Source organism: Gloeocapsopsis sp. IPPAS B-1203 (assembly GCF_002749975.1).
In the GTDB taxonomy this organism is placed as follows: domain Bacteria; phylum Cyanobacteriota; class Cyanobacteriia; order Cyanobacteriales; family Chroococcidiopsidaceae; genus Gloeocapsopsis.
Genome location: NZ_PEIG01000003.1, coordinates 487,503 through 499,738, shown reverse-complemented (window position 1 = coordinate 499,738; position 12,236 = coordinate 487,503). Strand labels below are relative to the sequence as shown.

Sequence of the window (12,236 nt, the reverse complement as noted above, 5' to 3'; positions counted from 1 at the left end):
CCGAAGCCCTGTTAATTTCTGCGTTAACGTTCTTTGCGGATTAATTGCTTACTGCCATCAACCTAAGAAACCCAGCCTTCAGATGGAGTGGCTTTTATCTCAAACAGCTTAACCCGAACTCAGGTTATGTTAAAACAGCAGCGGGAATTATTTTACTAACCATTTATGCAGAATCTGAACAAGTCGATATTGCAACTGAGGATATTCGGAATATCATTACAGAATATGAGCTAAAAGTGAACAAAAAGAGATGAGAATGGTTAAGTAGCACCTTTACCCTAACCTGAAATCCTATAAGCCCAAATCTCAAACTTGGCTGGAGAAGAAACAACCGTTTTGAGAGAACCATAATGCTGTATACAAAATGCTTCAAACTTATTCATTACGTTATAAAAAATCTCATCTGAGTCTAGCCAGCATAAGCCGTATGCTCGTAATTTAAAGTAGTCTAATAACTCCTCAACTGTATTACTAACTTCCCATTCTTTAGCAATGAAATACTTTGATGTGTAACCCTTACTATTAAAGTAGCCCTCTACATCTAGTTTTTCAATTGCTGTATTTACACTTTTTACTTCTTGCTGTGAATTCTCATATTTAGCTAAAATTGACAGATAGTAGGCTTCAAATTCTTTTCGAGCAGGTGGAGTAATCCATTGACAATTAAGATAAAATCCTCCAGGTTTAAGCACTCGCGTAATATCATCTAAAAATGCTTTCCAGTTACCAATTCCATGCAGCATATGAACAGTTAACACAACATCAAAACTGTTATCTGGAAAAGACAACTGTGAAGCATCAGCATGAATCAAATTCAAATTAGTATGAATTTCATAGAGTTTTTGTCGAAATTGAGCAAGCATTGCTTCAGAAACATCAATACCTGTCACCGAGTAACCACGTTTTACCAGAGGAAGAACGTTTAAACCTGTACCTACACCAGGTTCTAGAAACGAGGTTTCAAAAGTTGCACCAGTGAGATTAATGATAAAATCTACAACTTCTTCTGCTACTGATGGTGTCAACCAACGAGTTTGATCGTAGATTTGTGCAATATTATCGTAATATGTACGTTTCATAGCTTTATAAAGAGGTAAGCATAATTATAAATTACCTGTCTAGATTGGGTAATAGAGTTTTGAGATAAAGATGATCAATTACCAATTACCAATTACCAATTACCAGCTTTTGATTTACGTTGAATTTCACCTATATTACTGATAAAAAATAAATGTCACCATCACCACTTATTTTGACACTCAAACTCGATCGCATAACTTTTGATTTTTTCAATGAATTGCGCCAGCAGCACTTTCCACCGGAAAGAAACTTTCTTCCCGCACATATTACTCTTTTTCATGCACTCCCAGGCGAAGAAGAATTATCAATTCAACAAACTTTGCAGAACTTGTGTAAGCAAACTTCACCTTTATCTATTCTTTTTACAAAACCACGATTTTTGGGTAAAGGTGTCGCCATAGAAGTTAACTGTTTTGAATTAATTCAACTGCGTCAACAGCTTGCTGCAACTTGGGATATGTGGTTAAGTAAGCAAGATCAGCAAAAATATCAACCGCACGTCACAATTCAAAATAAAGTGGCATCAGATGAAGCGCGTCAGCTTTATCACGAACTTGTTAATAATTGGAAATCTCTTAACGGATTTGGAGAAGGACTGTTACTCTGGTATTACAAAGGCGGACCTTGGGAGTTGGCAGGTGAGTTTAACTTTGAAAGCAGTGCGATCGCATAAATTGTAGAGATGATGCATAGTTTCATTCCACCACAACGATTTTTCCCTTATCTGACTTGGACTGACATTCAAGCAATGCCCAATAAAGAGAATATCGTCTTAATTCAACCTGTTGGTGCAATTGAACAACATGGTCCACACTTACCATTGATTGTCGATGCTGCAATTGGTGTTGCAGTACTAGGAAAAGCATTAGAAAAACTTGATGCAAGTATCCCAGCATATGCTTTAGCGCCTTTATATTATGGTAAATCGAACGAACACTGGCATTTTCCTGGAACGATCGCTCTCAGTACTCAAACACTCATATCAACATTAATTGAAATTGCTGAAAGTGTCTATCGTGCAGGATTTCGCAAACTTGTATTAATGAACTCTCACGGCGGACAACCACAGGTTATGGAAATTGTCGCCCGCGATTTGCACGTCAAGTATGAGGATTTTCTAGTATTTCCGCTGTTTACCTGGCGCGTTCCGCATACTGTTAACGAATTACTTTCACCTAAAGAACAACAGCTAGGAATCCATGCAGGAGATGCTGAGACAAGTTTAATGTTGTCGATTTTGCCTGAACAAGTGAAGATGCAAGACGCAGTTGCAGAATATCCACTGTTACCAGAAGATAGTTTACTCTCAATGGAAGGCAAGTTACCCTTTGCTTGGACAACCCGCGATTTGAGTCGTAGTGGTGTGTTAGGAGATCCCACAGTTGCAACTAAGGAAAAAGGCGATCGCATTTTAGAATCTGTTTCTGATGGTTGGGTAAAAGCGATCGCAGACATCTACAAGTTTCGTCAGCCGCAAGCTTGGCATAATAGAAACAGTACCCTCGATTAGGGTTTATTATCCCAAACTATAAAAATATCAAAAATGAAAACATCAGATAGCAAAATTACTCGCTTATATCATCAGGAAGATATTCAACAAATTTTGCAAATTGCGATTTCTTGTCAAGCGCATGAAGGCGAATTTACGCGCGAACAGTTATTAGAAATTGCATCTGAATTGGAAATTACACCAGAATGTCTCCAAGCTGCTGAAAAAGAATGGCTGTTGCAACAAGCTGATGTGCAAAAGCGCCAAGCTTTCGATATGCATCGTCATCGTAATTTACAAAAAAACTTTGGTAATTATGCCATTGTCAATTCTTTTTTCTTGATGCTGAACTTCATCAGTGCAGGTGAGCTTTCTTGGTCATTATACATCGCTTTGTTTTGGGGTTTAGGTCTTGGGCTAAATGCTTGGAATACATTCCAAACCAAAGGTGAAGAATACGAGAATGCTTATCGGAGGTGGTATCGCAAGCGCCAGCTAAAACAATCTGTGAATTCTTTAGTTGATCGCTGTCTGAAAGCTTGGCAAACATAAGACAGGTTTAAGAGTTACCGGATAGCGATCGCAAGTAATCAACTGCAGCTGCAACCTTAGAAGGATACTTAGCAGCAAATTCCTCAAACCACAATCCTTCACTCGACATGGGATCTAAGGTTTTTAACCACGCGATCGCCCGTCTATTTTTCTCTTTAGCTTTCTGCTGTTCTAGTTCGCGTTCTTTTTGTGTATAATCAGCTTTGACTTCGCTTAAAAGTTGCTCAATATCTGACGCAAATTTGGTAGCTTTGTTTGCTGGAGGCGGTATTTTCTGCTGGGGCTTGGCATCAATTTTAGCGAGTAGCTTATCGATTTCGTCCATTGTCATTAATCGTGAATCGCATTGAGTAAGACTTCTGATAAACTCATCTCTTCTAAGTCATCAAGCGTCACTGTGTCGCAAATATCAAACTTTGCCCCAACTCCTTGTAGTTGATCGTCAATTGCTTTGAGAAATTTCTTTGCTTGCGGATCTGAACCTACTTGAATAAACGAAATTGCTAACTCTTCATCGCGTTCCATTTGTTGAGTTGCGTTGATGATGACTTCAAATACAGCACGGCGATCGTCAGGTTCGCCATCAGTAACAACTAAAATCGTTTCACCTTGAGGTTTAGTTTTGCCAGCAGCTTTGCGTTGAAAGTAGTTTTTTATGGCATCTTGTAAGACAATAGCTAAATTAGTTGTTCCTACAGGATCATTTTCTTGAAAGACTTGGGCAACTTTACTTGAAGTGACATCATCGTAGCGTTTAAATCTGCCAGAGAAGACATAAACAGTAATGCCGTCAGGATCTAACTGTTCGCATTTTCGCGCCAAGGCTAAAGTAGACTCTTGGGCAATTTCCCATCGACTTTTACCACCTGTTTGATCTGGTGTGGACATACTACCACTTTTATCGACGATCAAGGTGTAGTCACGGTCTTGCACGTTTTTGATGCCTCCAAGTTAGAATTTGGTCTAGTCTAACCTCGATGCGATCGCACGTCAGCTGCTAAAGCCGTTTTTTAGAAAAATTTTGCAGTAGTTTAAAATACTCTTTATTTTAGAGTTTTCCTGAGAAGTATCAAGGAGCTAGTCAGGAAACTTATGGCAAAAGTCGTATAATTAAGGTTACTCATTTGCATATTTATTGATTGATAAATACTTTTTAAATTTGTGAGTTTTGATTATCTTGTTTGCAATTTGCAGTTGAGTAGTTATGCAAATTCATTCTTAATTTAAGCTAGTATTTTCAATGCTTAAAAGTAATATTTTATACGAAAAATATATTTTTTGTGGAATGCACTGATATTAAATCATCAATTATTTATATAAGCTTTATAAAATATTGACTTAGACGACTTCGGCTACAGGTATAAAGATATCATTGTCAAAGCTGTTAATGCTGGTATTGATACTGTAGTAGCTTATACAAGTTATACCTTGGGAGATAACTTAGAAAATTTAGCCTTACAAGATGTATGCTCGTTTCGGGGTTTTCCACCGGAGGCTCTTGTAGGTATAGGTAATAGCTTAAATAACACAATTACTGATAATTTAAAAAACAACCTGCTTCAAAGCAAAGGAGGTAGTGACTCGCTTAGTGGCGATCAGAGCGATGACACCTTGATTGGTAGCGATGGCGGTACAGCCGAGAAGGATACACTAACAGGTGGTAGTGGTAGAGACTTAATTTGTATTAGGAACTACTACAACAGTCGATGTTCCTTCTACTAATCGCAGCGATCGCGTCGATTTTGGCGACAGCTATGTAATCTTCGGACGCGACTTCATGGGTAAAGTCACGGCTTGCTTCTGGCGACAAACGGCAAAGACATCCTCACAGGAACAGGCAATAACTCGTTGAAGTTAGACCGATTAAATGTACTGAATTTATCTGATACGACAAATGAATTAATTGTCAAAGTAATGCTGGCGATCGCGTCACTTCAACCCAACAAGGATGGTTGTTTGATGGCACAACCGCTTTGGATAACAACTTGTACAATCGTTACACTGCTGGTGCAGCAACACTACTCGTAGATACTGATATCACACAGACAATTAGCTAGCAAGCTTCTCAGAATCTAAGTTTATCGTCAGTCCATGCAGGTGAACTTTTTTTATTTCAATGTGACTTCAGTCACCAGGCTTATATTGTGTTAGCAATCAAAGAGAAGTATTTGATTAATTTAACTTTATGTCAGACGAGCTAGAACGCGATCGCCCTTCCTCTCACTCCCACTCTTTTCAACAATACCTAGAAGACTTGTACCTCAAATACAAACATCTGCGTGAGGGTGCAGTTGCCAGTTACATTCCAGAACTTGCCAAAGTAGATCCTGATTTGTTCAGCATTTGTGTCATCACAGTCGATGGTCAAGTCTATCAAGTCGGAGACTACAATCACCTATTTACAATTCAATCAATTTCTAAAGTCTTTGTCTATGGTATGGCGCTAGAAGAACACGGACGCGATTATGTTCTAACTAAAGTCGGGGTGGAACCTACTGGAGAGGCGTTTAATTCGATTATTCTTGATGAACGCTCAAAACGACCATATAACCCAATGGTGAATGCTGGTGCGATCGCAACAACCAGTCTAATTAAAGGTTCAGGACCAACCGAACGCCTCAATCGCATGCTAGAGATGTTTCAGCGCTACATCGGTCATGAAATCTTTGTCGATATCTCAGTTTTTATGTCGGAACGTACCACCGGACACCGTAACCGAGGGATGGCACACTTGATGCTTAATTTTGGCATGATTGACGAACATATCGATGAAGCACTCGATCTTTATTTTCAGCAGTGTTCAGTTATGGTAAATTGCCACGACTTAGCACTCATGGCAGCAACAATTGCAAATAATGGTGTGAATCCGATAACTGGAGAACGGGCAGTTGATGCACAATATGTCAGAGATATCTTGAGTGTGATGTATACCTGTGGGATGTACAATTTTGCTGGTGAATGGGTGTATAAAGTTGGTCTACCAGCAAAAAGTGGCGTCAGTGGAGGAATTATTGTTATTGTACCTAACCAGATTGGCATTGCTGTGTTTTCGCCGTTGTTAGATACTAACGGTAACAGTATTCGAGCAATCAAGGTTTGCGAAGATATTTCTCAAGAGTTTGGCTTACATTTGTTTGATTCTTTGCGGGGCTGTACTAAATTTCTTGATATCATTGCGCAGGGCGTGAAGTAAGACTATCGCCTTCTTTAAACTGTTTGCATTATTTTAGTTGACTAACTATCAGAAGACACTGCAGCTTTTCCACAAAAAATACTAACTTTTTATGACATAAATATTGACAAAATACAGTTAATTCTCCCCTAAAACTTACCAAATTCCTTAGAAATAGCCAGTCATGAAGAGGTAGCAGATTTGATCTTGGTGAAGACTACAACGACCTGTAAACTAAAAAATTGATGTATTGTGGAACTATAAGAAAGCTATGTTAGTAAAAATAGGAAAATAATTAAAAACTATGACTTTGATAAAGGATTAATAATGCTGCTGATATCCAAAAATACTAGATGCACGTAGCCTTAAGCAAAATTTTATTCAAACTTCTATTTTATTAATGTCATGCCCGCAAAGATCATCGTTGTATCAAATGGAAAAGGTGGAGTAGGAAAAACAACAACAGCAATGGGGTTATCTGCTATTTTTTCCGAGCGATACGAAGTTTTAACTGTAGATGCAGATAGTCAAGGGAGTTGTTCTTGGTGGGCGACACGCGGTAAGATGCCCTTTGATGTTGCTCAAGAAACAGACCCTACGCTACTGAAGCGTTTGCGAAAAGTTGAAGGGTATGATTTTGTCATAGTAGACACAGCGCCAGCATTGCGATCGGAAGCATTAAAAGCAGTCATTGCGATCGCGGATTATATGGTCTTGCCAACACCTTGCGCTCCGATGGATTTATCTGCATTGATTGAAGTTGTTAAAGCATCGGTAAAGCCTGCAGAAATTCCTCATCGCGTGTTGTTAACTAAAGTTGATGTTAGAAGTACAGGAGAAGCTTTAGAAGCACAAAATACACTTACAAAATTAGGTATTCCGGTTTGTAAAACATTTATCCGAATTTACAAAGCGCATGAAAGAGCCGCCCTTGAAGGAGTACCAATTACTCAGTTAAAAGGAAAAAACGCTCGCGAAGCAGCAGCAGATTACCGCCGAGTAGCAGAAGAAATACAGCGCGATTGGAGGCAATAATGGTTAGAAAACGAATTGCAGATTTGTTAAACGAAGAGGGAGAAAAGTTGACAACTGAGCAAAGTTCATCTGAGCTAGATGCTACAAATAATGAGGAGTTAAGCAACGAGGAAAAAACAGAAGTGGTAAAACCAACAAGAACAACTGCAAGAGCGCGAAACACAAGTCGAACTCGACAAACCAGTCAAACTACATCAGACTCAGACAGTATTGTTACTGAATTACGCGCAGCTTTAAAGCAAGCACAAGAGAAAGAACACTCTCTAGAGCATCGTATTGCAGAACTATTAGTAGAAATAGAAGACGAAAAAGCATTAGTCAAACAACTTCGTCAAGATGTCGCGGATTTTGATGCGGTTAATGATGAGCTAGAGCAAGCCAAGACTACGATTCTACAACTTGCAGAAGCTAACTCTAAGTTGATTGAGCAAATGAATGCTTTGAAACCAGAACCTGCACCGCTACAGAAGAAAGAACCAACATCACAGCAGAAATACAAATCAGCACGACAAACAGTTGTATTTCCTCAACAAGATCAAGTAGATTCGGAAGGGCAGTCTGTTGATTTCGCGCGCAATACTTGGTTACTGTAGCTTAAGTAGAGCTATTAGCTGTTAGCTGTTAGCTCTTAGCTAATTACCCACTTTTATATTTTTGTTTGTGGGACTGTGGTTGGAGCTAATTTGGTGATGAACTAAGCTAGATCTTTACGTCCATCCACACCAATAGGACCAGAACCAAAGTAAACTACCATTAATAATCCGCCGATCAATCCTAAATTTTTGAGAAACTGAGTGATTTGCATATCTTCAGCAAAATTAGTGTGAAAAAGCAACGTGGTAGGAACTAGAAAAACAATAAGGGCGATCGCACCCCAACGCGCCTTATAACCTAGAATTACTGATAACGCTCCCAGTAATTCTAAAATAATCGAACCTACCAACAAAATTCCGGTTAGCCCTGCAGGAATTCCAGCACTAGCCATAAATCCTTGCGTACTAGCAAAGTCAAAAATTTTATTGAAACCAGAACGTAAAAAGATAACAGAAAGAAAGATACGAGCGGCAAGAGGAATATAGTTCATTATAAATTACCTATAGTAGTGCCAGAATAGCTTAGCGATCTTGATTATGCCAATCTGTAGAAGAATTTGGCGGATTTTCTTCAACTATTAGCCGACGACTGGGAGGAAAAATCAGACGAATCGAGCGATCGCCAAAGAAATAATCGCGCAGCCAATCCAACAGAACAATCAAACGATTTCGTCCACCAGGAAGATAATATAAGTGAATTCCTAACCATAATAACCATGCAGGAAAACCTGTAAAAGTAAATTTACCAGTTTGGGCAACACCCGCATTGCGTTTAATAATCGCCGCTCTACCTTTATCTACATAGCGAAATGGTTTTGGGTCCTTACCTTTAATTTGACGCAAAATATTTTGTGCGGCTGCGGTACCTTGTTGTAAAGCCACAGGGGCGACTAACGGTAGTGGTTCTCCGTCTTGCTCAATATAAGCTGAATCGCCGACGACATATACTTGGGGATAGTCTGGTAGCTGTAACGTTGGTAAAACCGCAACTTGTCCTTTAGCTGCTGGAAATAGTTCTGCTGTCGGCGTGGGTGAAGTGGCTTGTACGCCTGCTGTCCAAACAATCGTTTTCGAGAAAATTATCGTACCATCTTCAAGATAAATGGCATTTGAGGTAACTTTACTGACCTTGGTTTGAAGATAGATTTTTACTCCAGATCGTTGTAACTGCTTGTAAGTGTAGTCTGATAAACGTAGTGGGAGATCCGCGAGCAGGCGATCGCTTGATTGCAGTAAAATAACCTGCACTTGCTCCATCTCTAGCGTAGGAAAATCTTTGATTAATCGACCATGAATCAGTTCTACTAAAGCTCCTGCTAATTCTACGCCCGTTGGTCCACCACCGACAATAGCAAACGTTAGAAGTAGCTGTCGCAATTCTGGATCGGGTTCGCGCACAGCTTGTTCAAAACAAGACAGCAAATGATTGCGCAAATACACGGCTTCTGGCAGCGTTTTCATTGGTAAAGCGTATTTATCAGCCCCTGGTACTCCTAAAAACTGAGATTCGCTACCAGTAGATAAAACCAAAAAATCGTACGGAATTGTTAAACCATCAGTTACAATAACCTGATTAGCAAAGTCAATTTGCGTTACTTCTGCCATTAAAAAATTAGCAAAAGGAAATCGCTGCAGAATACCACGTACAGGATAAGCAATTTGTTCGGGTTGAAGTTCGGCAACAGCTACCTGATACAGCAACGGAATAAATGTATGGTAATTGTTGCGGTCAATGAGTAAAACATTAATTTGGGCACGCGCTAACGATTGGGTGGCTTGCAACCCACCAAACCCAGAACCAACAACAACAACACGAGGGCGTCTCGGCACTATGAATAGCTCTCGTCTAGACAATCTACTGGTTGTATAGTGCCACATCTATAAACCAAAGACCATAGATTATGAGGTTCTGACCTCTGAAGCAGCTTCGCAAGTACTTAGGACATCTCGATAGAAGGATCGCGATCTCGTCCGTCAGGTGCTAACATGGCTATATCTCAAAGGCGAGTAGCGTTGTCGTGCGAAATCCTTACCTCTATTAGCGCAACTGTTAGGTTGATGCACGATCTGTAAAGTTAGTTTTATTGCCAATGAATTCAAAAAACTGCGCGATCTGTTCAGTTGAGCGAATGTGATAAACACTTTTGCTGCTTTGAACCTGCTGGATATACTCGCGATATTTTGGAATCAAATATTTGTGACATAACCAAAGCACGCGGTAACTACGAAGCGAACTTTTCAATATGGGACTCTTTTGAGACCAACCTTCTGGTGGTTTAAAGTAACCTACGATCAGGCGTTTAGTCACCCACCAAAAATGCACATATAGTGGTAAATCGACAAAAATTAGACTATCCGCCTCCTTTAGTCGTAGCCAGAGGGTTTCCATGCAACCAAACCCGTCAATAATCCATCGGTCAGTCGCCAAAATTTTCTCATGGATGTGCTGATATTCTTCCTCGGAAACCTTTGTGTCTCCTGATGGATATTGAATCTTGTCCAAGACGTAAAGTGGCAAACCCGTCATTTCTGATAATCTCTTGCTGAGAGTTGATTTACCACCTCCAGCGTTGCCGAATACTACTACTTTTTTCATAGCGATATAACCTAGCAATCATGGGTTTTTGTAGGCATAACCAGCAATTACACAGGATAGTCAATATAGGCTAGTGCTAAGTGTAATAGTATGAGCCATCAGGACGAAGCGAGAAGGTTATGAATACTCTTTAGCTAATCCTAAGCCCATAACTTCGCGGTAGTGTGCTTCAATTTCACCTACAGTTTTCGATTGACGGTGGAAATCCCATTGACTCCGTTCAAATAAATTTTGTCGCAATTCATCGACATTGATTGTTGCAACTTCGCCATTAGCAACAATTTGCTTGCCATTTACCCAAACACTGTTGACAGCTTGGGTAGGGCGACCAAGGATAAGTAAACCAATGGGATCAGTACGTGGTAGCAGCGATAAGCTGGTAAGATCGTACACTACTAAGTCTGCTTTTTTCCCTTCAGTTAAAGAACCCGATTCCTCAGCCATATTTAATCCTTTAGCACCACCGAATGCAGCCATTTCTACAGCTTGACGTGGAGTAATCCAATGGCGGTAGTCGAAGTCAGTGATATTATGCAGCATCGAGCCAATTTTAATCGCTTCGAGGAGATCTTGCGAGTCATTACTTGCAGAACCGTCACAACCAAAGCTGACATTAACTCCTGCTTGCCGGTACTTCAAAATTGGCGCAATTCCACTTCCTAAACGCAAGTTACTCAAGGGATTGTGAACGACGGTAGATTGCGTTTCTGACAAGATTGCGATATCTGCATCGCTTAACCACACACAATGCGCTAACGAGGTGCGATCGCTTAAATACCCAATGCGCTGAAGATGTTCCACAGCACTACAACCATACTTTTCTTGTGCTAGCTGTTTCTGTGCTTTCGTCTCCAACAAATGAGCGTGACGACAAAGATTATGGCGATCGCTTAATTCAATACATCCAGCAAACAGTGCATCCGAACACAGTTGAATTCCTGTCGGTGCAACTAAAATATGCACGCCCGCCTCAGGACGATGAAACTGTCTGACAGCTTCTTGCATCAATTCCAGCGTTGCTTCAGTCGAACGAAAATAGGGTGTATCCTCGCGCTGCAATTCGCCATTAGGAATTCCACTTGCTAAAGCCTCATCTTGAATTAATGGTCCAATAAATGCCCTAATTCCAATTTCTTGGTAAGCTTTAACCGCAGCAGCGATTGTGTCAATTTCTTTTCCAGGAATTAATACCAAGTGATCGACAACACTCGTTCCACCCGATAGTAGTGTTTCTACTGCAGTTCCCAGCGCACTTAAGTAAACTTGTTCAGGATCGAGAGGTGCGAAATCATAAAGTTCTGCAATCCACAATTCTAATGGTACGGGCGGAATCAAACCTCGCTGCCACATTTCCGAAGAATGGGTGTGAGCATTTACGAAACCAGGTAGTAGTAATTTATTGTTACCATCAATAACTGTACCGACAACATCTAAATCAGGCGCAATTTTGGCAATGCGATCGCCTTCTATTTGCACATCTACAGTATCATAATCACCATGAGCAGGAACTAAAACATTTTTAATCGTAAAACTCACAAAATTAACCTTAAATAGTTATATATTGCTTAACACTTAATTTTAAAGTATTTCATTAATATAGATTCTTCTCAAACTCTGCTCTAAATTTATCTCTTCCTTTGCGTTCTTTGTGTCCTACCCTGCGGGAAGGCTACGCCAATGTGGTTCAATCAAAATATCATTTTCTTCATCTATATAACC

Annotated in this window: 15 protein-coding genes and 1 pseudogene; 9 read left to right on the top strand and 7 right to left on the bottom strand. The window is 40.0% G+C overall.

The genetic code is table 11. From position 1 onward, the window contains the following. Positions 1-112, top strand: a pseudogene (locus CSQ79_RS28605) (IS982 family transposase); the annotation flags it as partial. A 166-nt stretch (positions 113-278) separates the two neighbouring features. Here the strand turns inward: CSQ79_RS28605 and CSQ79_RS08175 are convergent. Continuing rightward, positions 279-1,079: a class I SAM-dependent methyltransferase gene (locus CSQ79_RS08175; protein WP_099700660.1), complete on the bottom strand. Its 801-nt coding sequence runs from the start codon at positions 1,077-1,079 to the stop codon at positions 279-281. Positions 1,080-1,231: 152 nt separating this feature from the next. On the opposite strand from CSQ79_RS08175, the gene CSQ79_RS08170 reads away from it, so the two are divergent. Genes CSQ79_RS08170 through CSQ79_RS08160 form a run of 3 tightly spaced genes read left to right on the top strand, consistent with a single transcriptional unit; the run spans position 1,232 to position 3,121 of the window. Beyond that, entirely contained in the window at positions 1,232-1,753 is a 522-nt protein-coding gene (locus CSQ79_RS08170) for a 2'-5' RNA ligase family protein (protein ID WP_099700659.1), read from the top strand. A 12-nt stretch (positions 1,754-1,765) separates the two neighbouring features. Continuing rightward, on the top strand, positions 1,766-2,590 hold the full coding sequence (locus CSQ79_RS08165; protein WP_099700709.1) for a creatininase family protein: 825 nt from the start codon (positions 1,766-1,768) through the stop codon (positions 2,588-2,590). A gap of 33 nt (positions 2,591-2,623) precedes the next feature. Continuing rightward, complete coding sequence (locus CSQ79_RS08160) at positions 2,624-3,121, top strand: 2TM domain-containing protein (RefSeq protein ID WP_099700658.1); 498 nt, start codon at positions 2,624-2,626, stop codon at positions 3,119-3,121. Positions 3,122-3,128: 7 nt separating this feature from the next. Here the strand turns inward: CSQ79_RS08160 and CSQ79_RS08155 are convergent, their stop codons facing one another. Together CSQ79_RS08155 and CSQ79_RS08150 are read right to left on the bottom strand one after the other, a co-directional pair. Then, positions 3,129-3,446 (bottom strand): salt stress protein, Slr1339 family, encoded by a 318-nt coding sequence (locus CSQ79_RS08155; RefSeq protein ID WP_099700708.1) that lies wholly within the window; start codon positions 3,444-3,446, stop codon positions 3,129-3,131. A gap of 5 nt (positions 3,447-3,451) precedes the next feature. Further along, positions 3,452-4,054 (bottom strand): vWA domain-containing protein, encoded by a 603-nt coding sequence (locus CSQ79_RS08150; RefSeq protein ID WP_099700657.1) that lies wholly within the window; start codon positions 4,052-4,054, stop codon positions 3,452-3,454. Positions 4,055-4,549: 495 nt separating this feature from the next. Here CSQ79_RS08150 and CSQ79_RS08145 point away from each other — a divergent pair, with 495 nt between their 5' ends. The 5 genes from CSQ79_RS08145 (at position 4,550) to CSQ79_RS08130 (ending at position 7,921) form a co-directional block, all read left to right on the top strand. Beyond that, positions 4,550-4,843: a hypothetical protein gene (locus CSQ79_RS08145; protein WP_099700656.1), complete on the top strand. Its 294-nt coding sequence runs from the start codon at positions 4,550-4,552 to the stop codon at positions 4,841-4,843. A gap of 72 nt (positions 4,844-4,915) precedes the next feature. Next, positions 4,916-5,149, top strand: coding sequence for a hypothetical protein (locus tag CSQ79_RS27035; RefSeq protein ID WP_143755437.1), 234 nt, complete (start codon positions 4,916-4,918; stop codon positions 5,147-5,149). Between the two features lie 157 nt (positions 5,150-5,306). Beyond that, on the top strand, positions 5,307-6,314 hold the full coding sequence (gene glsA, locus CSQ79_RS08140) for a glutaminase A (protein WP_099700655.1): 1,008 nt from the start codon (positions 5,307-5,309) through the stop codon (positions 6,312-6,314). A gap of 384 nt (positions 6,315-6,698) precedes the next feature. Next, positions 6,699-7,328: a ParA family protein gene (locus CSQ79_RS08135; protein WP_099700654.1), complete on the top strand. Its 630-nt coding sequence runs from the start codon at positions 6,699-6,701 to the stop codon at positions 7,326-7,328. After that, on the top strand, positions 7,328-7,921 hold the full coding sequence (locus tag CSQ79_RS08130) for a hypothetical protein (protein WP_099700653.1): 594 nt from the start codon (positions 7,328-7,330) through the stop codon (positions 7,919-7,921). The genes CSQ79_RS08135 and CSQ79_RS08130 overlap by 1 nt, the downstream gene beginning before the upstream one ends. Positions 7,922-8,022: 101 nt before the next feature. On the opposite strand, the gene CSQ79_RS08125 is transcribed toward CSQ79_RS08130, so the two are convergent. From CSQ79_RS08125 to CSQ79_RS08110, 4 genes are all read right to left on the bottom strand, one after another. After that, positions 8,023-8,412, bottom strand: coding sequence for a DoxX family protein (locus tag CSQ79_RS08125; protein ID WP_099700652.1), 390 nt, complete (start codon positions 8,410-8,412; stop codon positions 8,023-8,025). 31 nt (positions 8,413-8,443) lie between these two features. Next, entirely contained in the window at positions 8,444-9,751 is a 1,308-nt protein-coding gene (locus CSQ79_RS08120; RefSeq protein WP_289500846.1) for an NAD(P)/FAD-dependent oxidoreductase, read from the bottom strand. A gap of 220 nt (positions 9,752-9,971) precedes the next feature. Beyond that, positions 9,972-10,517 carry a P-loop NTPase family protein gene (locus tag CSQ79_RS08115; protein WP_099700650.1) on the bottom strand — a complete coding sequence of 182 codons (546 nt, stop codon included), beginning with the start codon at positions 10,515-10,517 and terminating at the stop codon, positions 9,972-9,974. A gap of 117 nt (positions 10,518-10,634) precedes the next feature. Continuing rightward, entirely contained in the window at positions 10,635-12,053 is a 1,419-nt protein-coding gene (locus CSQ79_RS08110; RefSeq protein WP_099700649.1) for an amidohydrolase, read from the bottom strand. Between the last annotated feature and the right edge of the window lie 183 nt (positions 12,054-12,236).

Coding starts and splice junctions, on each gene's coding strand:
- CSQ79_RS08165 (WP_099700709.1), top strand. CDS start 1,766: ATGCATAGTTTCATTCCACCACAACGATTTTTCCCTTATCTGACTTGG.
- CSQ79_RS08170 (WP_099700659.1), top strand. CDS start 1,232: ATGTCACCATCACCACTTATTTTGACACTCAAACTCGATCGCATAACT.
- CSQ79_RS08130 (WP_099700653.1), top strand. CDS start 7,328: ATGGTTAGAAAACGAATTGCAGATTTGTTAAACGAAGAGGGAGAAAAG.
- CSQ79_RS08115 (WP_099700650.1), bottom strand. CDS start 10,517: ATGAAAAAAGTAGTAGTATTCGGCAACGCTGGAGGTGGTAAATCAACT.
- glsA (WP_099700655.1), top strand. CDS start 5,307: ATGTCAGACGAGCTAGAACGCGATCGCCCTTCCTCTCACTCCCACTCT.
- CSQ79_RS08155 (WP_099700708.1), bottom strand. CDS start 3,446: ATGGACGAAATCGATAAGCTACTCGCTAAAATTGATGCCAAGCCCCAG.
- CSQ79_RS08160 (WP_099700658.1), top strand. CDS start 2,624: ATGAAAACATCAGATAGCAAAATTACTCGCTTATATCATCAGGAAGAT.
- CSQ79_RS08175 (WP_099700660.1), bottom strand. CDS start 1,079: ATGAAACGTACATATTACGATAATATTGCACAAATCTACGATCAAACT.
- CSQ79_RS08125 (WP_099700652.1), bottom strand. CDS start 8,412: ATGAACTATATTCCTCTTGCCGCTCGTATCTTTCTTTCTGTTATCTTT.
- CSQ79_RS08135 (WP_099700654.1), top strand. CDS start 6,699: ATGCCCGCAAAGATCATCGTTGTATCAAATGGAAAAGGTGGAGTAGGA.